The organism is Streptomyces sp. NPDC005070 (assembly GCF_053600395.1).
Genome location: NZ_JBSFZS010000122.1, coordinates 1 through 22,466 on the forward strand (window position 1 = coordinate 1; position 22,466 = coordinate 22,466).

Below are 22,466 nucleotides of genomic sequence, written 5' to 3' on the forward strand. Positions count from 1 at the left end.
GCCCCTCCGGCGTTTGAGGAGCGGGGGTCCGGGGGCAGCGCCCCCGGGTACGGGACGGGAAGGGGCGGAGGGGGCGAGACTCGTTTGGGCGGGGCCGGGTGGCCGACGGGGCCCCTCCGGGGTGAGAGGCGAGGCCCGGTTGCCGTAACCGTTACGCTGGAGGCGTGGCAGTCGTCGATGTTTCCGAAGAGCTCAAGTCCCTCTCCTCGACCATGGAGTCGATCGAGGCCGTCCTGGACCTCGACAAGCTGAGGGCAGATGTCGCCGTGCTCGAGGAGCAGGCGGCCGCGCCGTCCCTGTGGGACGACCCGGACGAGGCGCAGAAGATCACCAGCAAGCTGAGCCACCTCCAGGCGGAGGTCAGGAAGGCCGAGGCGCTCCGCGGGCGTATCGACGATCTGAGCGTGCTCTTCGAGATGGCCGAGGAGGAGGACGACCCGGACACCCGTGCCGAGGCCGACGCCGAGCTCGTCTCCGTCAGGAAGGCGCTGGACGAGATGGAGGTCCGTACCCTCCTGTCCGGCGAGTACGACTCCCGTGAGGCCGTCGTCACCATCCGTGCCGAGGCCGGCGGCGTCGACGCCTCCGACTTCGCCGAGAAGCTCCAGCGCATGTACCTGCGCTGGGCCGAGCGCCACGGCTACAAGACGGAGCTGTACGAGACCTCGTACGCGGAAGAGGCGGGCATCAAGTCCACCACCTTCGCCGTCCACTCGCCGTACGCGTACGGCACGCTCTCCGTGGAGCAGGGCACGCACCGCCTGGTGCGCATCTCGCCGTTCGACAACCAGGGGCGTCGCCAGACCTCCTTCGCCGGTGTCGAGATCCTGCCGGTGGTCGAGCAGACCGACCACATCGAGATCGACGAGTCCGAGCTGCGGATCGACGTGTACCGCTCGTCCGGCCCCGGCGGCCAGGGCGTCAACACCACCGACTCCGCGGTGCGCCTGACCCACCTGGCCACCGGCATCGTCGTCTCCTGCCAGAACGAGCGGTCGCAGATCCAGAACAAGGCCTCCGCCATGAACGTTCTGCAGGCCAAGCTCCTCGAACGGCGCCGGCAGGAGGAGCAGGCCGCGATGGACGCCCTCAAGGGCGACGGCGGCAACTCCTGGGGCAACCAGATGCGTTCGTACGTCCTGCACCCGTACCAGATGGTCAAGGACCTGCGCACGGAGTTCGAAGTCGGCAACCCCGAGGCCGTGTTCGGTGGCGAGATCGACGGCTTCCTGGAGGCCGGAATTCGCTGGCGCAAGCAGCAGGAGAAGTAGGAACACGACAGAAGCGGTGCGGGCGGACGTTCCCCGCCCCCGCTGAAACCTCTTTGTCGACAAGGCAACTGCCGCCCGCCGGGCGGCAGTTGCCTTCGTTTGTAGGGGCTGTGTGGGTTTTCCGTCACAGTCACATGTCCCCAGGCCAGGCAAACGATGCCGTTCCGGACATCGCGTACGCAACGACCTTGACGCTGCTTTGAAAACTGGGAAGGGTGACGGGTGGCATGCGTATCACCGGGGCGCATGTGAACCGGGGGGTCGAACGAAATCCCCTGTGACGCCGTGGCTCCGGACGCTGCTCCATTGACGATCAGCTACTGGGGGTAGCAGGCAGATGACCAAGAAGACGCGGATCCGCTTGGCGCGGATAGCCGCCGGCGCGGTGATTGCCGCCGGTGCCTCACTGACCGCGGCGGGTGCCGCCTCGGCGCTCGACCTCAATGTCGGCCTCACGGCGACCACCGCCGACGACCCGACCCCGACGCCCACCGAGACGGGCATCCCGACCGAGCCCACGGAGGAGCCGACCACGCCCACCGAGGAGCCGACGGAGCCCACGGAGGAGCCGACCGAGCCCACCGAGGAGCCCACGGAGCCCACCGAGGAGCCGACCCAGCCGACCGGGGAGCCCACGGAGCCCACCGGGGAACCCACCTCCGGCAGCAGCACCTCCGCCCCCTCCGGCGGCAGCACGAGCGGCACGGGCGGCAACGACGCCGACCCCAACGGTGGATCCTCCGCGCAGGAGGAGGGCTCCTCGGCCCTCACCGACACCGGTTCGGACACCCAGGCCCAGGGCCAGGACGGCGCGCTGGCAGAGACCGGTGCCGGTCAGACCACGTTCCTGATCATCGGTGCCGCCACGATGATCGCCGGCGGTATCGGCTTCCGCCTGCTGCCGCGCCTCGCGGGCAGCCGCGGCGGTGCGGCCGCCTGACGTTCCACACGTACGACGAAGGGCCCGGAGCAGCTCGCTCCGGGCCCTGCCCGTGCCCGGGGCGACGACGGCCGCGCCGGACCGTCCCCGCGGCGCTCACACCGTCTGGTGGGCCACCAGCGCCAGTGCCGCGATCAGTACCGCGAGAAGCGCGATCAGTGCCATGGGGTTGAGTCCCGCGAAGGGGCTCTCCTGCTGGAGTCGCTGCCGGTTCGCGCGGCATACGGGGCAGCGGCCCTCGCTGACGGGTGCCGCGCAGTTAGCGCATACCAGTCGGTCGTACGTCATGCGCCGGCCCTCCTTGCGACGTCTCCGCATACGCAGCGATCTCGCGTACACGTCGCCCTCTTAACGCTGCGGCGAACGCAACCGTTCCCCTACCACTGTGCCAGGTTCCGCGGATTTCGGCGCGGCCCCCCTTTTTTCCTGCCCCGCCCGGAGCGGCCTCAGCCCCTCGGACCGGGTGTGAATCGCGCCTCAGATCCGTGACAAATCGTGCAAGCCGCGCGCAACCCCGTACGCCGACTGCGCTCGCACACCCGGTTCGCGTATGGTCACGCACACCTACCCCCGGCGACCCGTGGTGCACCCGTGATCCGATTCGACAATGTCTCCAAGGTCTACCCCAAGCAGACCCGCCCCGCTCTCAGGGATGTCTCCCTGGAGATCGAGCGCGGAGAATTCGTGTTCCTCGTGGGGTCCTCCGGCTCCGGGAAGTCCACGTTCCTGCGGTTGATCCTCCGCGAGGAGCGCACCAGTCAAGGTCAGGTGCACGTCCTGGGCAAGGACCTCGCGCGCCTCACCAACTGGAAGGTGCCGCAGATGCGCCGCCAGCTCGGGACCGTCTTCCAGGACTTCCGTCTCCTGCCCAACAAGACGGTCGCCGAGAACGTGGCCTTCGCCCAGGAGGTCATCGGCAAGTCCCGCGGCGAGATCCGCAAGTCCGTGCCCCAGGTGCTCGACCTCGTCGGCCTGGGCGGCAAGGAGGACCGGATGCCCGGCGAGCTGTCCGGTGGTGAGCAGCAGCGTGTGGCCATCGCGAGAGCCTTCGTGAACCGGCCCAAGCTCCTCATCGCCGACGAGCCGACCGGAAACCTCGACCCACAGACCTCCGTGGGCATCATGAAACTGCTCGACCGGATCAACCGGACGGGCACCACGGTCCTGATGGCCACGCACGACCAGAACATCGTGGACCAGATGCGCAAGCGCGTCATCGAGCTGGAGCAGGGCCGTCTCGTCCGTGACCAGGCGCGCGGCGTCTACGGCTACCAGCACTGATCATCGTCCACGGAAAGGTCTGAGGAAGACGCCATGCGCGCGCAGTTCGTTCTGTCGGAGATCGGTGTCGGTCTCCGCCGCAACCTGACCATGACCTTCGCGGTCGTCGTCTCGGTCGCCCTCTCGCTCGCCCTGTTCGGAGGCTCGCTCCTGATGAGCGACCAGGTGAACACCATGAAGGGCTACTGGTACGACAAGGTCAACGTCTCGATCTTCCTCTGCAACAAGAGTGACGCCGAGTCCGACCCGCACTGCGCCAGGGGCGCGGTGACCAGCGACCAGAAGAAGCAGATCGTCGCCGACCTGGACAAGATGTCCACGGTCGTGCAGAAGGTCACCTACGAGTCCTCGGACCAGGCGTACAAGCACTACAAGGAGCAGTTCGGCGACTCCCCGCTGGCCAGCTCCCTCACGCCGGACCAGATGCAGGAGTCGTACCGGATCAAGCTGAAGGACCCGGAGAAGTACCAGGTCATCGCGACCGCCTTCGACGGCCGGGACGGTGTGCAGTCGGTCCAGGACCAGAAGGGCATCCTGGACAACCTGTTCGGGCTGCTCAACGGCATGAACTGGGCCGCGCGCGCGGTGATGGCGATGATGCTCGTCGTCGCCTTGATGCTGATCGTCAACACGGTGCGCGTCTCGGCGTTCAGCCGGCGGCGCGAGACGGGCATCATGCGGCTCGTCGGCGCCTCCGGCTTCTACATCCAGGCGCCGTTCATCGCCGAGGCCGCGGTCGCCGGACTCATCGGCGGCGGCGTGGCCTGCGGATTCCTGCTGATCGCCCGGTACTTCATCATCGATCACGGTCTGGCGCTGTCCGAGAAGCTCAACTTGATCAACTTCATCGGCTGGGACGCCGTGTTGACCAAGCTCCCGCTCATCCTCGCGACGAGCCTGCTGATGCCCGCCCTGGCCGCTTTCTTCGCATTGCGCAAGTACCTGAAGGTGTGACGCATCCCAACAGGGCCGTACCGTCAACCGGCGGTGCGGCCCTTCGCGTTGTCCTAGACTCACCGGCATGTCAGGCCGTGACCTGTTCTGCGAGCCCCGCCGCATCCGCCGCGGGGCGGCCCTGACCTTGGTGTTCGCGAGTGTCCTCGTCGCCGGCGCGGCCACCGGATCGTTCTCCGACACCGCCCGGAAGACCGAGGGCACGACGCCCGGTTCGGCATCCGCGCGCCGTCACGACGAGGTCACCCGGGCCGCCGCCCAGGCGATGGCCGACGGCAAGTCCCCCATGGAGGCCGCCGAACGGGCCGTCAGCCGCAGCGGAGACCGCTGGGGCGCCGTCTACTCCCAGGGCGAGTACGAGGAGTTCGAGGAAGCCCTCGACGGCCAGTACACCGGCGTCGGCCTGTGGGCCCGCCGCGAGCGCGACGGACGCATCGAGGTCACCCGCGTCAGCGCCGGCTCACCCGCGGCCGCCGCGGGCATCCGCAAGGGTGACCTGCTGCGCACCGTCGACGGCGCGAGGGTGGACGGCCGGCCCGTCACCGAGGTGGTCTCGTTACTGCGCGGCGACGCGGACGACGCGACCGCCGGCACCGAGGTCTCCCTCGGCCTGGAGCGCGGCACGCAGTCGTGGAGCCGGACCCTGCGCCGCGCCCGGCTCTCCACGGACTCCGTGACCGTCAGCAGCCTTCCCGGCCGGGTCACCCTGATCAAGGTCGACGCCTTCACCAAGGGCGTGGGCGACGCCGTGCGCACCGCCGTCGGCCGGGCTCCGGACCGGGCCGGGATCGTCCTCGACCTGCGTGGCAACTCCGGCGGGCTGGTCGCCGAGGCCGTCACCACCGCCTCCGCCTTCCTGGACGGCGGCCTCGTCGCCACGTACGACGTGAACGGCGCCGAGCGCGCCCTGCACGCGAACCCGGGCGGCGACACCGTGAGACCCCTGGTCACGCTCGTGGACGGCGGCACGATGAGCGCGGCCGAGCTGCTCACCGGAGCCCTCCAGGACCGTGGACGCGCGGTCGTCGTGGGAAGCCGTACCTTCGGCAAGGGCTCGGTCCAGATGCCGAGCCGGCTGCCCGACGGCTCCGTCGCCGAGCTGACCGTCGGCCACTACCGCACCCCCGCGGGCCGCTCCGTCGACGGCCGGGGCATCACCCCCGACCTGGAGGCGGACAAGGAGTCGCTGCGGCGGGCCGAGACCGTGCTGAGTGGTCTCGGAGACCTTCCCTGACCCGCGGACCGCGGGCCCGGTAATCGGCTTTCCCCCGAGCCCCCCTGTAGTGCGAAAATGGCCAGCACTATGAGCAAGGAAATGTACGTACCGAAGGAGTCCCAGCCCAAGCAGGGCGGCCAGGCCTCCGGCAAGGTCAAGGACGGCAAGCGCAAGATCGTCGCGCAGAACAAGAAGGCGCGGCACGACTACGCGATCGTCGACACCTACGAGGCCGGGCTCGTCCTGACCGGCACCGAGGTCAAGTCGCTGCGCCAGGGCCGCGCCTCGCTGACGGACGGCTTCGTCCAGATCGACGGGAACGAGGCGTGGCTGCACAACGCCCACATCCCGGAGTACAGCCAGGGCACCTGGACCAACCACACCGTGCGCCGCAAGCGCAAGCTCCTCCTGCACCGCGAGGAGATCGACAAGCTGGAGGCGAAGACCCAGGAGACGGGTCACACCATCGTCCCGCTCGCCCTGTACTTCAAGGACGGCCGGGCGAAGGCGGAGATCGCGCTCGCACGGGGCAAGAAGGAGTACGACAAGCGGCAGACCCTGCGGGAGAAGCAGGACCGGCGCGAGTCGGACCGGGCCATCGCGGCGGCCAAGCGGAAGCAGCGCGGCGAGTAGCGGCGGGCCCGCAGGAATAGGCTGGCCTCGTCGTGCGCTGGTCACGTAGGATGGCAACGCACCCCATCGAGGGCGCGGGTTCCTCCCCGGAGGGGCCGAGCTTTGAAAAATCAACATGGGGATGATCGGTTTCGACAGCGGCTGTTGAAGCAGGGGAAGCGTGTCGAGGAAGCGGCAATGATCTCGTAAACCATATGTCGCAAAAAATAATCGCCAATACCAAGAGCGATTCCCAGTCCTTCGCCCTCGCTGCCTAATAAGCAGTGAGTGAGGGACCCTAAAGGGTGTCAGCCCGGGAGTGTTCCCGGCCCGGATCCTGGCATAATCTAGGGAACTAAACCATCGAGCCCGGTCACGGGGTTCGATGGGAAATCAAACAGTGGCTGAGCCCGTCGGCGACTTGTTCGCGTGATCGCCGGGGCTGAGAAAATCACAGCGAACTGCACACGGAGAAGCCCTGATTTTGCACCGTTGGACGCGGGTTCGATTCCCGCCATCTCCACTCATCCCATGTTTTAATTAAATAGCGCCCAATTGAATAGCGTCACGAAGCGTCACGAAGGCCCCGCGGCTCAGGCAGCGGGGCCTTCGTCGTGTTCTCAGGAAGTCAGCGTGCGGGGAGCCGTACTGGCACGCTCCGTCATCCTGGGCGTGAGCAGGGTCGCCTCGGGACAGGGCGTGCCGTTCAGCTTTCTCATCAGCAAGTCGACCGCCCGCCCGCCCACTTCGGCCGACGGAAGGGCGATGGAGGTGACCGGGACACGCAGACCCCCGGCGAGCTCGTCCGGACAGATCGCGGTGACGGACAGATCCGCCGGAACCCGCAGACCGAGCTGCTCGAACGCGTCGATCAACGGCTCCAGGACCGGCTCGTTGTGGACGACGACACCGGTCAACGCGGGCTGCTCGCGCAGAAGTTGCTCGGCGACCCGGCGTGCGGCGGCCGGCGATGCCTCACAGGGGTGGACGGACGAGGCCAGGCCGTTCCGGTCGGCTGCGGCCGTGAACCCCTGCACCACCCGCTGAGCGAACGCCGTGCCCCGCACGTACACCTCGGGCGGCGACCCGACCAGCGCGACGACCCGGTGCCCGAGCCCCGCGAGCCGCTCCACACACAGCTCACCGGCCGCCTTGAAGTCCAGGTCGATGCAGGTGAGACCGCCTGGGGCGGCCGGAAAACCGATGAGCACCGACGGCCGGTCCAGCGCGCGCAGCAGCGGCAGCCGGGGATCGTGGAGCTGGACGTCCATCACGATCAGCGCGTCCACCAGCGCGGTGTCCGCCACCCGCCGCAGTCCCTCCTCGCCCTCCTCCTGGGTGAGCAGCAGGACGTCGTGGTCGTGCAGCCGGGCCGCCGTCACCACCGACACCGCGAACTGCATCACCACCGGCACATGGATGCCCGCACGCAGCGGTACGACCAGCGCCAGGACGTTCGACCGGCTGCTGGCCAGCGCCCGGGCCCCGGCGTGCGGGCGGTAGCCCAGCCGGCGGATGCTCTCCTCGACGCGCTGCCGGGTCTCCTCGGAGATCGGCCGCTTGCCGCTGAGGGCGTAGGAGACGGTGCTCGGGGACACCCCGGCGTGCCGCGCCACATCGGTGATCTTGACCATCACTCCGGCTCCAGTTCGAGGGAGAGGAAGCCCGTCCCGGCGCGGGCCCGTACCTCGCGTCCGCCCGCGGCCAGCCCCCAGGGGGCGGACGGGTCGTCGCAGGACGCGCGCAGGGTGTTCCCCTCGCGCACGACGGTGAAGGTGACCGGGCCGACCGGCACCGGCACCCGGGCGCCGCGCTCCAGGCCGTACGCGCGCAGGGTGACCCCGTCGGCGTGGTCGTACTCGGGGCGGTCGTCCACCGCGCCGACCGGGATCACCGCGCCCGGCCGCACCAGCAGCGGCACGCTCAGGAAACCGTGCCGCTCGCGCACCCAGCGCGGTCCGGTCACCGGCGGCCCGCCGAGGTAGGGCGTCCAGGTGCCCTCGGGCACGTAGTACGAGACGTCCCCCTCGTCGCTGAAGACCGGCGCGACCAGCAGATCCGGGCCCAGCATGTACTGCCGCTCCAGATGCGCGCACCCCGGATCGTCCGGGAACTCCAGGACCATCGCCCGCATCATCGGCACCCCCTCCGCGTGGGCGGTGCGGGCGGCCTCGTACAGATACGGCATGAGGCGGAGCTTGAGCCGGGTGAACAGCCGCAGGACGTCCACGGCCTCCTCGTCGAACAGCCAGGGCACGCGGTACGAGGACGAGCCGTGCAGCCGGCTGTGCGAGGACAGCAGGCCGAAGGCGATCCACCGCTTGAACAGCGCGGGCGTCGGCGTCCCCTCGAAACCGCCGATGTCGTGGCTCCAGAACCCGAACCCCGACATGCCGAGGCTGAGCCCGCCGCGCAGCGACTCGGCCATCGACGCGTACGTCGCCTCGCAGTCGCCGCCCCAGTGCACCGGGAACCGCTGGCTCCCCGCGGTCGCCGAACGGGCGAAGACGACGGCCTCCTGCTCCCCCCGGTGTTTGCGGAGCACGTCGAACACGGTCTGGTTGTAGAGGTACGTGTAGTAGTTGTGCATCCGCTCCGGGTCGGCGCCGTCGGCGTACGCCACGTCCACCGGGACCCGCTCGCCGAAGTCCGTCTTGAAGCAGTCGACGCCCTGCTCCAGCAGTGCCTCCAGCTTCGCGGCGTACCAGTCCCGGGCCGCCGGGCTGGTGAAGTCGACCAGGGCCATGCCCGGCTGCCACAGATCCCACTGCCACACGCTTCCGTCGGGCCGTCTCAGGAGATGCCCGAGAGTCCGCCCCTCCGCGAACAGCGGTGAGCGCTGCGCGATGTACGGGTTGATCCAGACGCAGATCCGCAGACCCTTGTCCTTCAGCCGCGTCAGCATGCCCTCCGGATCGGGGAACACCCTCGGATCCCACCGGAAGTCGCACCAGTTGAACTCGCGCATCCAGAAGCAGTCGAAGTGGAATACGGACAGCGGGAGTTCACGATCCCGCATGCCGTCGATGAAGGAGGTGACGGTGTCCTCGTCGTAGGAGGTGGTGAAGGACGTCGACAGCCACAGGCCGAAGGACCACGCGGGCGGCAGGGCCGGACGCCCGGTGAGCGCGGTGTACTTGCGCAGGATGTCCTTCGGGGTCGGTCCGTGGATGACGTAGTACGTCAACTCCTGCGTCTCGGCGCTGAACTGGACCCGGGAGACCGCCTCCGAGCCGACCTCGAAGGACACCCGGCCCGGATGGTCGACGAAGACGCCGTAGCCCGCGTCCGTCAGATAGAACGGCACGTTCTTGTAGGCCTGTTCGGTGGCGGTGCCGCCGTCCGCGTTCCACATTTCCACGACCTGGCCGTTCTTGACGAGCGGCCCGAACCGCTCGCCAAGTCCGAAGACCTGTGTGCCGACACCGAGGTCGAGCTGTTCGCGCAGATAGTGGGCGCCGGTCGCGTCCCGCATGATGCCCATGCCCTTGGCGCCGCTGCTGGTCAGGGTCCGGCCGTGCGCGAGGAAGTCGATGTGCCAGGGCGTGGTGCGGGCGACCCGGACGGACAGGGTGCCCGAGGTCAGGGTCGCGTGGCTGTCGTCGTACGCGGTGTGCGGGGTGAACCCGGTTCCGTGCAGCTCGAACCGGGGGCCCCGGGGCTCCTCGCCCTGGAAGTGGGTGAACGTGACACCGATGACGTCGGGCATCGGCGCGTGGGCGCTGATCGTCACGACCGGTCCTTTCAGCAGGTCGCCGCGGTGCCGTATGGGCTGCGTCGGCGCGTGGATCTCCAGGCCGCCCGGGCCCGAGGTCACATCGAGGACCTCGACCGGGTGGGCCGCGGTGACGCCGTCGCGCAGCAGCCAGTAGCCGTCCGTGAACTTCAATGTCGTACCCCTTACTTCACTGCGCCGACGGCGATGCCGCGGGTGAGGGTCCGCTGGAAGACGAGGAAGAAGACGATGGCGGGCAGCACGCCGAGGAGGGCGGCCGCGTTCGTCATCGTGGCGTCCATCAGGCGCTGTCCCTGGAGGACGCCGAGGGCCACCGACACGGTCTGGTTGTCGTTGGAGATCAGCATGACCAGCGGCAGCAGGAACTCGTTCCACGTCCAGATGAAGAAGAAGACGAGGAGCACACCGATCGTGGGGCGGCTGACCGGGACCACGATCCGCCACAGCACCTGCCACTGGTTCGCCCCGTCGATCCGCGCGGCCTCGATGATCTCGCGCGGGAACCGTCCGAGGACGGCGGAGAGGAGATAGGTGCCGAAGGCCGTCTGGATCACCGTGAACACGATGATCACGCTGAGCCTGGTGTCGTAGAGGCCGGCCTGCTTGCTCAGGTGGTAGAGCGGATAGACGAGGGCCTCCTGCGGCAGCGTGTTGGCGAGGACGAAGAAGGCGAGTACCCAGGTGCGGCCCTTGATCCGGCCGATGCCGATCGCGTACGCGTTCAGCACCGACAGCACCGCGGCCAGGACAGCCACCGAGCCGGAGATCAGCACCGAGTTGAGGAGCTTCCGTCCGAAGTCGACGCGCTGCCAGAAGTCCTCAAGGCCGTCGAGGTAGAGGCCGTGCGGGAGGCCGAGAGGGCCGTGCGCGGAGTACTCGGCGGGCGACTTGACCGCGTTGAGGGCGACCACGGCGAACGGCAGCACCATGAACAGCGCGCCGATGACGAGGGCCACGAGCACCGGGTAGCGGCGAAGGGCGGTCATACGCGGACCCCTTCCTCGGCGTCCTCGGCGCGGGTCTGGAACCTCAGCCCGATCAGCGCCAGCGCCAGGATGATCACGGTCAGGACGGTGGAGATCGCGGCGCCGTAGCCGACCTGGGTCTTCTCGAAGAAGGTGGTGAAGGAGAAGTACGACGGCACGTCGGTGGCGCCGCCGGGACCGCCCTTCGTCAGGACGTACACCGCCCCGAACACCTTCAGCGCGGCGATCGTGCACCACAGCAGGACGACCGAGATCTCCGGGCGGATCTGCGGCAGCGTGATGTGCCAGAACCGCCGCCACCAGCCGGCGCCGTCCAGCTCGGCGGCCTCGTGCAGCCCCGGGTCGACGCGTTGCAGCCCCGCCATGAAGACCACGAGAGGGAAGCCGAGCTGCACCCAGACCATCACCCCCATCACGCTGTACAGCGCGAAGTCCGGGTCGCCGAGCCAGTCCTGCTGCCAGGAGCCGAGACCGACGGCCTTCAGCAGCGCGTTGAGCGAGCCGTCGTCGGGGGCGAGGATCCAGCTCCAGACGATGCCCGCGACCGCGATCGGCAGCACCTGGGGGAGGTAGTAGCACGCCCGCAGCACCGCCACGATCCTGCTGCCGAAATGCCTGCCGACGTAGTCGAACAGGGCCGCGGCCAGGACGAGTCCGATGGCCGTCGGGACGATGGCCATCGCCAGCACCATGGACAGGCTGTGCCGGAACGACGCCCAGAACTCGCTGTCGTCCAGCAGGGCACGGTAGTTGGCGAGCCCGGTCCACGAAGGGGTCCCGACCCCCTGCCAGTCGGTGAAGCTGATCCCGGTGTTCATCAGGAACGGCACGACGACGACGGCCGTGAAGGCGAGCACGCCGGGCAGCAGGAACAGCGCGTAGGAGGTGCCCGGGCGGCTCGGGTGACCGGCCCGGACCTTCAGGCCGGTCACCCGCCCGCCGCGTTCGGCGGTCACCGTCATCGCCGCGGTACGCCCTTGTCGTACGCCTTCTGGAGGTTGTCCAGGTAGGCGTCGGGCTTCTCGCTGCCGGTGATCAGCTTCTGCGTCTCGGAGACGAGGGTGTCGTAGAAGCCCGCGACCGGCCAGTCCGGATAGAAGGCGAGTCCGTCACGCCCCGAGAGGGTGTTGTAGTCGGCTATCAGGGTCTTGGTCCTTGCGTCGGTGATCGCGGAGGTGTCCGCGGCCACCGGGACACCGCCCTTGTTGCCCAGCAGGTTCTGGATCTTCTTCGACATGGTGATGTCGATGAAGTCGTAGGCCAGTTCCTTGTTCTTGGCGCCCTTGGGGACCACCCACAGGTTGCCGCCGGAGCCCAGGGTGAGGTTCGAGTCCGGGAACAGGCCGGAGTCCCAGTCGAACGTGGCCTCCGACTCGAAGCGGCCGTACCACCAGCTTCCGGAGAAGAGGATCGGTGACTTGCCCTGGATCCAGGACACGCCCGCGTCCTCGGCCTTCGTGCCGCTGGACTTCTTGGAGATGTACCCCTTCTTCACCCAGTCGGCGAAGGTGTCCGCCGCGTAGCTCCAGGCCGTGTCGTGGAAGTCGGCCTTGCCCTTGTACAGCTCGTACGTGTCGACCCAGGAGCGGTCGGCCTTGGAGAGGGCGAGCTGGTAGAGGTACTGCTGGGCGATGTACTCGGCGCCCGCGTTGGCGAGCGGGGTGACGCCCTTCGCCACGAACGCGTCCATCGCGGAGACCAGTTCGTCGTACGTGGTCGGCTCCGCGATCCCGTACTTCTTGAAGAGGTCCTTGTTGTAGAAGACCATCGTGTACTCGGCGTAGTTGGGCACGCCGTACCACTTGCCGGAGCCCATGACGCCGTTCGTGTCGTACTGGCTCGTGGTCCGCACACCGGCGCTGAGCTTCTTGTCCCAGCCGCGCGCGGTGGCCTCGGCCGTCAGGTCCGTCAGCAGTCCCTGCTTGGACAGGAGTCCGGCGGTCGCGTTGCCCTTGTTGTACTCCATGAGGTCGGGGGCGTCATTCGAGTTCAGGACCATGGGCGCGGTCTTCTGGATCTGCTCGAAGCCCTTCTCCTCGAACTTCACCTTGACGCCCGGGTGTTGCGCTTCGAACTCCTTGATGGCCTCGTTCCAGGCCACCCCCATCGCGCTGTCCGGCCCTTCGTAGTGCCACAGTCTGAGTGTCCTGCCGTCCGAGGAGCCACTGTCCGAGCCGCCGCATGCCGTCGCCAGCAGGGCACCTGTCAAGGTCACCGCCACCGTCGCCGCCAGGCGCCGTCGTGTCGTCGACATCCACTGCCTCCAGGGGAGTTGGATGGGTATCGGGCCGTCATGCACGGTCGTCGAATCGATTCGATGCATGACGTCGAAGCGCTTCGACGGGGGAAGGTAGGTGGCGGCCGTGGGCACGTCAATGGGCTGAACCGGAATTGGGGCAGGGGTTCGGCGGGCCGGACAACGACGGCGGGCTCGGGCCGTGAGGTGCCGGGGGCGAGGTGCCGGGGCGACGCGCTGGAGCTCGATGCCAGGGTGCCGCCCCTGGGTCCACGGGGTCTTCACCGGGTCGAGCTCGGGCGGTGCTCCCGGGGCTGCGGTGCTCCCGGGTCTACGGGGCGTTTACCGGGTCGAGTTCGAGGCAGCGCTCCCGGTGCCGCGCCGTACCCGTCCTCGCGGCCAGGGCGGCGATCACCAGCGCGGTCGTCGCCGCCGCGACCGGGACCGTGTATCCCGCGGCCGGTGACCAGCGCTCCACCATCCATCCGCCCGCCGCGGAGCCGCCGGCTATCCCGCCCAGCAGGCCGGTCACCGCGAGCGTCATGCCCTCGTTCAGCCGGCCCTCGGGCGTGCGCCGCTGAACCAGGGTCATGCCGGTGACCATGGTCGGAGCGGTCGCCATGCCCGCCACGAGCAGCGCACCCGCGAGAACCGGAAGCGAGCCGGTGAGCCGGACGGCGAGGAGCGGCAGCGTCAGCAGAACGGCCATGGCGCCGACACACACCGCGTACCGCCGAGCGGCGAGCGTGTCGGCGTCGAACGGGGCGGAGCGCGCGGAGTGTCCGGAGGGCTCGCCGCGCTCGGAAGAGCCTGCCGTGCGGTCGGCGGGAGCCTCGCGTCCGGGCGACGGAGTCTCCCGCCGCAGCGTGCCGAACAGCAGGCCCGCCCCGCACGACCCCGCCGCCTGGAGGGCGAGCACCACGCCCGCGGCGGAGCTGTGTCCCCGCTCGTCCGCGAACGCGACCGTGGCCACCTCCATCGCGCCGAACACCGCGCCGGTGGCGAGGAAGGAGAGCAGCAGCGGGGGCATACCGGGCGCGAGCACGGGGGACCCCGATGCCGTGGCCGGCCGGAGCGGGGGCTGCGTCGAACGCTGCGCGGCGAAGAGCAGGACGCCCGTCATCAGCAGCGCGGACCCCACGAGCATGCCCGCCTCCGGGGAGACCGCCCCGCACAGGAAGGCCGCGAGCACCGGGCCCAGCATGAAGCACAGCTCGTCCACGGCCTGCTCGAAGGAGTTCGCGGTGTGCAGCGCCGCCGCGTCCCCCTTCAGGAGGTGGGCCCAGCGTGCGCGGGACATCCCGCCCGTGTTGGGGGTCGTGGCGGTGGCGGCGTACGCGGCGAAGAGGGTCCAGTCGGGCGCGCCGAGGCGCACGCACGCCACCAACCCCGTACCGCCGAGCAGCGCGAAGGCCGTGGCGGGAACGGCCACCCGGGCCTGCCCGTGCCGGTCGACGAGCCGCGCGGTCCAGGGGGCGACCACGGCCGTCGCCGCGAGACCCGTCGCCGTGACGGCGCCGGCGAGCGCGTACGAGCCCCGCGCCCCGGCGATCATGATGACCGCGCTCACGCTGAACATGCCCATGGGCAGCCGGGCCACGAGGTTCCCGAGGGTGAAGGCGCGGGTGCCGGGCAGTGCGAACAGACGGCGGTACGGGGCGAGCGGTGACATGGACGAACCGTCGCCCGGCGTCGCGGGGGCGGTCCAACACTTACTCCGTCGCGATTCACGCACTTGGGTTGTAGGTTCGCGTGATGCCTGGTCAACGCCCCTTTCCCGGTCACCTGGACCTCCGTCTGCTGCGCGCCTTCCTCGCCGTCGCCGAGGAGCTGCACTTCACCCGCGCGGCCGCCCGCCTGTACGTGGCCCAGCAGTCCCTGAGCCGTGACATCCGCCGGCTGGAGCGGGAGCTCGGGGCGGAGCTGTTCGTGCGGACGACCCGGCAGGTGACGCCGACGCTGGAGGCCCAGCGGCTGCTGCCGTACGCGCGCCGCGTGCTGGAGGCGCACGACGCGCTGCTGGACGCCTTCGCGCGGCCCGGCGGCGAGGAGCGGCCGCTGCTCGTCGACGTGAACACACCCGGCCTGGTCTCCAGCCGCATCCTCGACCGGGCCCGCGACCTCGCCCCCGGCAGCGAACTGATGGCCCGTTACGAGAGCGGGCTCACCGGCGCGGCGGCGGAGCTGCTCGCCGGCCGTCTGGACGTGTCGTTCGGCCGCTTCGCGGGACTCGACCCCGCCGTGCGGGCCCGGCTGGAGCATCGGGTCGTGCGCTACGAGCCGATGGCCGTCGTCCTGCCCGAGGACCATCACCTCGCCGCCCTGGACGCGGTGCCGCTCGCCGCGCTCGCCGGCGAGACCGTGTACGCGGGGGCGGGCAACCCCAAGACCCTGGAGTGGACCGACCTGGCACATCACCTGTTCGAGGGACGGGACATCAGGCTCGCGTCACCCGCACCGGTGGCTGTCGGGGCCCAGGAATTCGGGCGGATCATGGCGAAGTGGCGGAATCCCGTACTCACCGTGGTGGAGTTTCCGGCCATGCCTGGTTCGGTGTCGAGACCTCTGATCGACCCCGTGCCCCTGTCGCCGGTGTCACTCGTGTGGCGCAAGGGACTTGTTCATCCGGGGATCGATGCGCTCGTACGAGCCGCAGACGAACTTGCGAGCGAAGAAAGTTGGCTACTGAGTCCCCAGGGAGGGTGGATTCCAGCCACCGACGCCCTCATTTTCCTGAGAGATGCATGAGACGTATCCGCACGAGTCCCGCCCTGCGCTAGATTCCTGCCTCCGGGCGCGGTGTGATATTGGGGCGCTTTGGGCCGAGTGGGGGGCTTGGTCCAGTCGACATGGACAGCATTTGCCCGGAGTCGTCGCGCACCCGTGAGCAGTCCCATGGGGGGATGTACGTGCGCGTGGAGAACTGGCGGAAAGACGCCCAACCGGCCGAGCGGGACATCGATCGACGGGACGGGCGTCGCGTCGATCCGTCACCTGTACGGGAGGCCGGAGGGCCGACCGCCCGGCCGCAGGCCGGCAGAACCCTTTCGTGGCCGGATATGGGGGTTGGCATCAGTCCCGATCACGGGGAACGCGCCGAGCGAGCAGTCGGCGGACGTCCCGAGCGAATCCCGGAGCCGGAGACCGACTTGTTCGCCGGTCGTGCGCCGGAGGCCGACCTGCTCGCCGGCCGTGCGCCGGAGACGGACGGGTTAGGCGGCCGCCGCTCCGACGCGGGACCGACGTCCGAGCGTGAACCGGAGGCGTGGCCCGCCGCCGGAGGCACGGTCACGGCGGAGCGGCCGGCCCGCACCCGTACGACCCAGGTACGGCCCTTCTTCAGCGACGGACCCACCTTCGACGACGGTCCGGCGACCGGGCTACTCCCCGAATCCGCACCGGACTTCGGCCCTCCACAGCCCGCTTCCGGGGAGAACTCCGGCGAACCGGCGAACGGTCACGACCCGCACGAGGTCACCATCCAGCTCGACGGCGCGAGTCGAGGGACGGGCGCCCGGCACGGCCGTACGCCGGCCGCCCGGCCGGGCCGGGCGGGCAAGGACGCCCAGGGAACCGCCGAGGCAGCCGACGGACCCGTCTTCGTCGACGCGTCCGGCCGCCGCAGCCGCCGTTTCCGCCGCCTCGGCATGCTCGTCGCCGTGGCCTGCGCGGTCTACGCCGTCGTGATCGTCGCCACGCTCCTCTCGGGCAACTCGAACGCCCCCTGGCTCCCGGTGCCGGGCCAGGAGGAGGACACGCCCGCGGGGAAGGTCGAGACCTCGCCGCTGCCCACGCAGTCGGTGAACCCCGCCGGCAGGGGCGCCGCCACCGCACCCGGCGCGCCGGCCACGGCCTCCGACGGCACGACACCCTCACCCGGTTCGAGCGCCTCGTCCGGCGCCTCCGCCTCGGCCTCCGCGACGGGCGCGTCCGGCGACCCCAAGCCCAACACGTCGGCGACCAAGAAGCCGAACCCCGGCGTCACCCCCAAGGACCCGGACCCCGAGCCCCAACCGTCCGTCTCGGCGGACGGCCAGCCCTCAGCCTCCGCCCCGGCGACCACCCCCGGCAGCACACCCGCCCCCACGGAGACCACCGGCACCACAGGCTCCACCGGAGCGGGGGCCGGTACCGAATGAGCGGCCTCCGCCGACGCACACCCGCCGGACCCACCACACTGCGACAGGACCGCGACGCCCCGCGCCGCCGCCTCCCCATGCGCTTCCTGCTGCCCCTCGTCGTCCTGGTCGCGATGATGGCGATGCTGATGCTGCGCGGCTACGTGCACAGCGAGATCCTCGCGGACCACCGCGTCCGGCCCGAGGCGGCCACGGACAAGGTGCCGCAGCGGATCCTCGACGGCGGCCCGGTGATCGACACCCGCAGCGGCCGCACCACCAGCCTCGGCGTCCCGGACCACCGTCTCGTCCTCACCTTCGACGACGGCCCGGACCCGACCTGGACCCCCAAGGTCCTGGACGTCCTCAAGGCGCACCACGCCCACGCGGTCTTCTTCGTCACCGGCACCATGGCCTCGCGCTACCCGGACCTCGTCGAACGGATGGTGAAGGAGGGCCACGAGGTCGGCCTGCACACCTTCAACCACCCCGACCTCTCGTACCAGTCCAAGAGCCGTATCGACTGGGAACTGTCGCAGAACCAACTGGCGTTGGAGGGCGCGGCGGGCATCCGCAGCTCCCTGTTCCGTCCCCCCTACTCCTCGTTCGCCGACGCGATGGACGACAGGTCCTGGCCGGTGGCGCAGTATGTCGGAACCCGCGGTTACATCACCGTCGTCAACGACACCGACAGCGAGGACTGGAAGAAGCCGGGCGTCGACGAGATCATCCGCCGGGCCACGCCCAAGGGCGGCAAGGGCGCCATCGTCCTGATGCACGACTCGGGCGGCGACCGCCACCAGACCGTGCAGGCCCTGACCGAGTTCCTGCCCCGACTGCAGGCCGAGGGCTACGCGTTCCAGAACCTCACCGAAGCACTCGACGCGCCGAGCGCGAACACCCCGGTGGCCGGCGCCGACCTCTGGAAGGGCAGGGCCTGGATCTTCCTGGTGCAGGCCGCGGAGAAGACCACCGACGTCCTGGTCGTCGGTATCGCGATCATCGGCGTGCTGGTCTTCACCCGCTTCGGGATGATGCTCCTGCTCTCCGCGCTGCACGCCCGCCGGGTCCGCCGCAAGGACTTCCGCTGGGGCGCGGCGCCGGTCACCGAACCGGTGACAGTGCTGGTCCCGGCGTACAACGAGGCCAAGTGCATCGAGAACACCGTGAACTCCCTCATGGCGAGCGAGCACCCCATCGAGATCATCGTCATCGACGACGGCTCGGGCGACGGCACCGCCCGCATCGTCGAGGACATGCGCCTGCCGAACGTACGCGTCGTGCGCCAGATCAACGCCGGCAAGCCCGCGGCCCTCAACCGGGGCCTGGCGAACGCCCGTCACGACATCGTCGTGATGATGGACGGCGACACGGTCTTCGAGCCGGCGACCGTCCGCGAACTCGTCCAGCCCTTCGCCGACTCCAAGGTCGGCGCGGTCGCGGGCAACGCCAAGGTCGGCAACCGGCAGTCCCTCATCGGCTCCTGGCAGCACATCGAGTACGTGATGGGCTTCAACCTCGACCGCCGCATGTACGACCTGCTGCGCTGCATGCCGACCATCCCCGGCGCCGTCGGGGCCTTCCGCCGCACCGCGCTCGAACGGGTCGGCGGCATGAGCGACGACACCCTCGCCGAGGACACCGACATCACGATGGCCCTCCACCGTGACGGGTGGCGGGTCGTCTACGCGGAGGACGCGCGCGCCTGGACCGAGGCCCCGGAGTCCGTCCAGCAACTGTGGTCCCAGCGCTACCGCTGGTGCTACGGCACCATGCAGGCGATCTGGAAACACCGCCGCGCCCTGATCGAAGGGGGTCCTTCGGGCCGCTTCGGCCGGATCGGCCTGCCCCTGGTCTCCCTGTTCATGGTCTTGGCCCCGCTCCTCGCGCCGCTGATCGACGTCTTCCTCCTGTACGGCGTCGTCTTCGGCCCGACCCAGAAGACGATCGTCGCCTGGCTCGGTGTCCTCACCATCCAGGCGGTGTGCGCGGCGTACGCGTTCCGTCTGGACAAGGAACGCATGACCCACCTGATCTCGTTGCCCCTGCAACAGATCCTCTACCGGCAGTTGATGTACGTCGTCCTGCTGCAGTCCTGGATCACCGCCCTCACCGGCGGCCGGCTGCGCTGGCAGAAGCTGCGCCGCACCGGTGTCGTGGGCGCGGCGCCGGGCTCGGTCCCGGGACCGAGCCCGCAGCAGCCGGCGTCGCACGGCGGGAACGAACGGAGGCCGGTCGGATGACCACGCACGAGTACCCGACGGGGGCGACTCCGCCGCTGGGCACCCCGAGGCCGGCGGTCCCGCAACCACGTACGGACCCGGGAGCGCCCGCGGACACCTGGCTGCGCCCGCCGTTGCCGGGGCCACAGCCGGGGACGGACCCCGGTACGGAGCGGGGTACGGATCCGGCCCCGCGCCGCTCCGGCGGCCGTGATCGCTACCTGGACCTGCTCCGATCCATGGCGCTGGTCCGTGTGGTCGTGTACCACCTGTTCGGCTGGGCCTGGCTGACGATCCTCTTCCCCTCCATGGGCGTGATGTTCGCGCTGGCGGGCTCCCTGATGGCGCGCTCGCTGAGCCGGCCGCCGCTGAGCGTGATCCGGGGACGCCTCAGGCGTCTGCTGCCCCCGCTCTGGGCGTTCGGCGCGGTGGTGCTGGCCATGATGTTCCTGGGCGGCTGGAACCCGGCGAAGGACCCCGACCTCGGTGGCGGCTGGCACGTGATGGAGCTGCTCGACTACGTCGTCCCGATCGGCGCCCCTCCGTTCCCCTGGCACCTGGGCTCCCCGTCGGGCCTGTTCGAGGACACCTGGGCGGTGGAGGCCGCGGGTGTCCTCTGGTACCTGCGCGCGTACCTGTGGTTCGTCGTCGCGTCCCCGTTCCTGCTGTGGGCGTTCCGCCGTGCTCCGTGGGTGACCGCGCTGGCTCCCCTCGCCCTGACGGCCGTGGTCGGCACCGGGCTGGTCACCATCCCCGGTGAGACCGGCAACGCCGTCACCGACTTCACCGTCTACGGAGGCTGCTGGATCCTGGGCTTCGCCCACCACGAGGGAATGCTCGTGAAGGTCCCGCGCTACATCGCCATCTCGTGCTCGGCTCTGATGATGGCCTTCGCCCTGTGGTGGGCCTCGGGTCATCTGGGCCCCGACGGCTGGGACCTGAACGACATCCCGCTGGCCGACGCGATGTGGTCCTTCGGCTTCGTGGTGATCCTGCTCCAGTACAGCCCGTCCTGGCGGGAACTGCCGGGCCGCCTCGCCCGGTGGGACAAGCTGGTGACGCTGTCCAATAACCGCGCGGTCACGATCTACCTGTGGCACAACACGCTCATCATGGCCACGGTCCCGATCCTCGACCAGCTCTACAACCTCCCCTTCATGGACAACGACCGAGCGGCGGCGGCCCTCGACTCCGCCTACACCCTGTTGATGTTCGTCCTGGTGTGGCCGCTGATAGGCCTGACCATCCTGGCCTTCGGCTGGATCGAGGACATCGCCGCCAAACGGAGCCCGCGCCTCTGGCCGAACGGTGCCAAGGGCCGTGGGGGCGGCGGGCGTTCGTCGACCCGGGGTCACCGGGCGAAGGCCTAGCGGCCGCCGCTGGGCGACGGGGTGTTCCTCGGCCGGTGCTTCACCGCGCCGACTCGCGGGACACCCCTCGCCCCGGCCCTTGTCCAGGTCTTGGTCCCCTTTCATCCCGCGATGTCACTCAATCGAAGGTTCTGGGTGGCCCTTTGGTCCTGCTATGAACCCATATATCCACCTGCTCGGCGCCTTTCGTCCTGGTGCCGTGGGCAGGGGCCCCGCTAGCGTGACGTGCCGCCGCCCCTCCCGCACCCCACGCCGCCAGGAGCCCCGTGAACCGCCGCACCCGCCTGCTCCCGACAGCCGCACTGCTCCTGCTGACCGCTTGCGGCGGGGGTGATGAGACGGGCGGGATCGCGGGGGTGGGGGGCGCGAATCCGCCTTCGCCGAGTGCGAGCGCCTCCGCCTCCGGGCGACGGCCCACGATCACGTTCCCTTCCGATGCGCGCAACGTGTTCGAGGGCCAGAAGAGCGGGGATGCCAGGAAAGACGCGGTACTGGCGGACAACGCCCAGCGCATCAACTCCATCGACGACGCGATCTTCCAGGGAACACTCCATACCGAGGCCCTCGGCTTCTACAGCTCGGAAGGCGCCCTGGGCAGCGCGCGGATGTTCATCAAGGGCTATCTGGACGACGGTCGTTCGTGGACGGGGACCACGCGCTACTTCGACCGCCAGGTCACGTTCCAGCCCGATGGCAGCGCCGCTGTCGTCTATTGCTCGGACGAGAGCAAGTCCTTCCTCAAGGACCGGAAGACGAACAAGCCCGAGAACGTGCCGACCTCGGCGGACAGTTACGTGTTGTACAACACCAGGCTGGTCGAGAACCAGGACGGTGTCTGGCAGACCACCAAGGTCATCTCGAAGCGCGGCGCTGCCCAGTGTCAGCCGTGATGCGTTCTACCGGTTCCGTGACGCTCACGGCACTCCTCTGTCTTGCCGCGCTCGGCCCCCAAGCCGCGAACGCCGGTGGCCGTGGCGGCGAGGGCCACGAGAACACCATGCCGAAGGCGACCGGGAGTGTCACGGGCGACGGCACCCTGTACGCCACCGCCGGTGTTGTCGTGTTCGATCGTTCCAGGAACGGGGGCGGTGAATCCGCTGGGCCGGTGACCTCGGTCTTGGGTAACTGGACCCCGCCCGCCTGCTATTACGCTCCGAAATACACGCCGGCCCAGATGCAGACGTACAAGGAGTCGATCTGGGGCGTCGAATCGACGGGGTACCAGTGGGACGCCGAGCAGCGCGACACCTACGTGAACGGGCATCCCTACAAGGATTTCAACAAGGCCAAGTCCGGCAAGGGCTACTGGTGGGACGCGTACGTCACGCCGGGCCGTGAGGGCGACCCGGCCGCCTCCAGGTGCACCAAGGAAGCCTTCTGGGTCGACAACGGCGCGACCCCGCCGGCGGATGTTCCGGAGGCGATCACTCCGGAGATGCTGGCGCAGCTCGCGTACGCGGAGATACGGGTGCCGTCGACGAAGGTGGACCTGGCTCCGGCGGGGACGACGAAGGTGAATCTGCC

At 69.6% G+C, this 22,466-nt stretch carries 18 protein-coding genes, 1 other RNA gene and 1 pseudogene; 13 read left to right on the forward strand and 7 right to left on the reverse strand.

Going from position 1 to position 22,466, the window contains the following annotated elements; all coding sequences use genetic code 11:
* Window positions 1-164 precede the first annotated feature (164 nt).
* Window positions 165-1,271, forward strand: coding sequence for a peptide chain release factor 2 (gene prfB / locus ACWEBX_RS30280; protein ID WP_451887978.1), 1,107 nt, complete (start codon window positions 165-167; stop codon window positions 1,269-1,271).
* A 337-nt stretch (window positions 1,272-1,608) separates the two neighbouring features.
* Entirely contained in the window at window positions 1,609-2,211 is a 603-nt protein-coding gene (locus ACWEBX_RS30285; protein ID WP_451887979.1) for a hypothetical protein, read from the forward strand.
* A 96-nt stretch (window positions 2,212-2,307) separates the two neighbouring features.
* Here ACWEBX_RS30285 and ACWEBX_RS30290 read toward each other — a convergent pair whose 3' ends face one another.
* Window positions 2,308-2,499, reverse strand: coding sequence for a hypothetical protein (locus ACWEBX_RS30290; RefSeq protein ID WP_037619292.1), 192 nt, complete (start codon window positions 2,497-2,499; stop codon window positions 2,308-2,310).
* Window positions 2,500-2,802: 303 nt separating this feature from the next.
* On the opposite strand from ACWEBX_RS30290, the gene ftsE reads away from it, so the two are divergent.
* From ftsE to ssrA, 5 genes are all read left to right on the forward strand, one after another.
* Window positions 2,803-3,492 (forward strand): cell division ATP-binding protein FtsE, encoded by a 690-nt coding sequence (ftsE, locus tag ACWEBX_RS30295; protein WP_451887980.1) that lies wholly within the window; start codon window positions 2,803-2,805, stop codon window positions 3,490-3,492.
* 33 nt (window positions 3,493-3,525) lie between these two features.
* Window positions 3,526-4,446 (forward strand): permease-like cell division protein FtsX, encoded by a 921-nt coding sequence (ftsX, locus tag ACWEBX_RS30300; RefSeq protein ID WP_355766939.1) that lies wholly within the window; start codon window positions 3,526-3,528, stop codon window positions 4,444-4,446.
* A 67-nt stretch (window positions 4,447-4,513) separates the two neighbouring features.
* Window positions 4,514-5,680: a S41 family peptidase gene (locus ACWEBX_RS30305; protein WP_451887981.1), complete on the forward strand. Its 1,167-nt coding sequence runs from the start codon at window positions 4,514-4,516 to the stop codon at window positions 5,678-5,680.
* 81 nt (window positions 5,681-5,761) lie between these two features.
* Complete coding sequence (smpB, locus tag ACWEBX_RS30310) at window positions 5,762-6,295, forward strand: SsrA-binding protein SmpB (RefSeq protein WP_386979227.1); 534 nt, start codon at window positions 5,762-5,764, stop codon at window positions 6,293-6,295.
* 117 nt (window positions 6,296-6,412) lie between these two features.
* Window positions 6,413-6,800: a transfer-messenger RNA gene (ssrA, locus tag ACWEBX_RS30315) on the forward strand.
* Window positions 6,801-6,894: 94 nt separating this feature from the next.
* Here the strand turns inward: ssrA and ACWEBX_RS30320 are convergent.
* The 6 genes from ACWEBX_RS30320 to ACWEBX_RS30345 form a co-directional block, all read right to left on the reverse strand.
* On the reverse strand, window positions 6,895-7,908 hold the full coding sequence (locus tag ACWEBX_RS30320; protein ID WP_451887982.1) for a LacI family DNA-binding transcriptional regulator: 1,014 nt from the start codon (window positions 7,906-7,908) through the stop codon (window positions 6,895-6,897).
* On the reverse strand, window positions 7,908-10,163 hold the full coding sequence (gene yicI, locus ACWEBX_RS30325; RefSeq protein WP_451887983.1) for an alpha-xylosidase: 2,256 nt from the start codon (window positions 10,161-10,163) through the stop codon (window positions 7,908-7,910). The genes ACWEBX_RS30320 and yicI overlap by 1 nt, the downstream gene beginning before the upstream one ends.
* An 11-nt stretch (window positions 10,164-10,174) precedes the next feature.
* Window positions 10,175-10,996 (reverse strand): carbohydrate ABC transporter permease, encoded by an 822-nt coding sequence (locus ACWEBX_RS30330; protein ID WP_451887984.1) that lies wholly within the window; start codon window positions 10,994-10,996, stop codon window positions 10,175-10,177.
* Window positions 10,993-11,958 carry a carbohydrate ABC transporter permease gene (locus ACWEBX_RS30335; RefSeq protein ID WP_451887985.1) on the reverse strand — a complete coding sequence of 322 codons (966 nt, stop codon included), beginning with the start codon at window positions 11,956-11,958 and terminating at the stop codon, window positions 10,993-10,995. Before ACWEBX_RS30335 ends, ACWEBX_RS30330 begins: the two co-directional genes overlap by 4 nt.
* Complete coding sequence (locus tag ACWEBX_RS30340) at window positions 11,955-13,250, reverse strand: ABC transporter substrate-binding protein (protein WP_451887986.1); 1,296 nt, start codon at window positions 13,248-13,250, stop codon at window positions 11,955-11,957. Before ACWEBX_RS30340 ends, ACWEBX_RS30335 begins: the two co-directional genes overlap by 4 nt.
* Window positions 13,251-13,563: 313 nt before the next feature.
* Complete coding sequence (locus tag ACWEBX_RS30345; RefSeq protein ID WP_451887987.1) at window positions 13,564-14,904, reverse strand: MFS transporter; 1,341 nt, start codon at window positions 14,902-14,904, stop codon at window positions 13,564-13,566.
* A gap of 83 nt (window positions 14,905-14,987) precedes the next feature.
* Between ACWEBX_RS30345 and ACWEBX_RS30350 the strand changes: the two genes are divergently transcribed.
* The 6 genes and pseudogenes from ACWEBX_RS30350 to ACWEBX_RS30375 form a co-directional block, all read left to right on the forward strand.
* A complete protein-coding gene (locus tag ACWEBX_RS30350; protein ID WP_451887988.1) occupies window positions 14,988-15,980 on the forward strand; it encodes a LysR family transcriptional regulator in 993 nt (330 codons plus the stop codon).
* Window positions 15,981-16,381: 401 nt separating this feature from the next.
* On the forward strand, window positions 16,382-17,371 hold the full coding sequence (locus ACWEBX_RS30355; protein ID WP_451887989.1) for a hypothetical protein: 990 nt from the start codon (window positions 16,382-16,384) through the stop codon (window positions 17,369-17,371).
* Window positions 17,368-19,593 (forward strand): glycosyltransferase, encoded by a 2,226-nt coding sequence (locus tag ACWEBX_RS30360; protein WP_451887990.1) that lies wholly within the window; start codon window positions 17,368-17,370, stop codon window positions 19,591-19,593. Before ACWEBX_RS30355 ends, ACWEBX_RS30360 begins: the two co-directional genes overlap by 4 nt.
* The gene (locus tag ACWEBX_RS30365; RefSeq protein ID WP_451887991.1) at window positions 19,590-20,942 is read left to right on the forward strand and encodes an acyltransferase family protein; all 1,353 of its coding nucleotides are present in this window, start codon (window positions 19,590-19,592) and stop codon (window positions 20,940-20,942) included. The genes ACWEBX_RS30360 and ACWEBX_RS30365 overlap by 4 nt, the downstream gene beginning before the upstream one ends.
* Before the next feature lie 266 nt (window positions 20,943-21,208).
* Window positions 21,209-21,832, forward strand: coding sequence for a hypothetical protein (locus tag ACWEBX_RS30370; RefSeq protein ID WP_451887992.1), 624 nt, complete (start codon window positions 21,209-21,211; stop codon window positions 21,830-21,832).
* A pseudogene (locus ACWEBX_RS30375) lies at window positions 21,820-22,466 on the forward strand (hypothetical protein); the annotation flags it as partial. The gene ACWEBX_RS30370 and the pseudogene ACWEBX_RS30375, both read left to right, overlap by 13 nt.

Bases quoted from the DNA above. Each gene is read 5' to 3' on its own strand.
- ACWEBX_RS30285 (WP_451887979.1), top strand. From the start codon at position 1,609: ATGACCAAGAAGACGCGGATCCGCTTGGCGCGGATAGCCGCCGGCGCG.
- ACWEBX_RS30290 (WP_037619292.1), bottom strand. From the start codon at position 2,499: ATGACGTACGACCGACTGGTATGCGCTAACTGCGCGGCACCCGTCAGC.
- ftsX (WP_355766939.1), top strand. From the start codon at position 3,526: ATGCGCGCGCAGTTCGTTCTGTCGGAGATCGGTGTCGGTCTCCGCCGC.
- ACWEBX_RS30305 (WP_451887981.1), top strand. From the start codon at position 4,514: ATGTCAGGCCGTGACCTGTTCTGCGAGCCCCGCCGCATCCGCCGCGGG.
- smpB (WP_386979227.1), top strand. From the start codon at position 5,762: ATGTACGTACCGAAGGAGTCCCAGCCCAAGCAGGGCGGCCAGGCCTCC.
- ACWEBX_RS30320 (WP_451887982.1), bottom strand. From the start codon at position 7,908: ATGGTCAAGATCACCGATGTGGCGCGGCACGCCGGGGTGTCCCCGAGC.
- ACWEBX_RS30330 (WP_451887984.1), bottom strand. From the start codon at position 10,996: ATGACCGCCCTTCGCCGCTACCCGGTGCTCGTGGCCCTCGTCATCGGC.
- ACWEBX_RS30335 (WP_451887985.1), bottom strand. From the start codon at position 11,958: ATGACGGTGACCGCCGAACGCGGCGGGCGGGTGACCGGCCTGAAGGTC.
- ACWEBX_RS30340 (WP_451887986.1), bottom strand. From the start codon at position 13,250: ATGTCGACGACACGACGGCGCCTGGCGGCGACGGTGGCGGTGACCTTG.
- ACWEBX_RS30345 (WP_451887987.1), bottom strand. From the start codon at position 14,904: ATGTCACCGCTCGCCCCGTACCGCCGTCTGTTCGCACTGCCCGGCACC.
- ACWEBX_RS30350 (WP_451887988.1), top strand. From the start codon at position 14,988: ATGCCTGGTCAACGCCCCTTTCCCGGTCACCTGGACCTCCGTCTGCTG.
- ACWEBX_RS30360 (WP_451887990.1), top strand. From the start codon at position 17,368: ATGAGCGGCCTCCGCCGACGCACACCCGCCGGACCCACCACACTGCGA.
- ACWEBX_RS30365 (WP_451887991.1), top strand. From the start codon at position 19,590: ATGACCACGCACGAGTACCCGACGGGGGCGACTCCGCCGCTGGGCACC.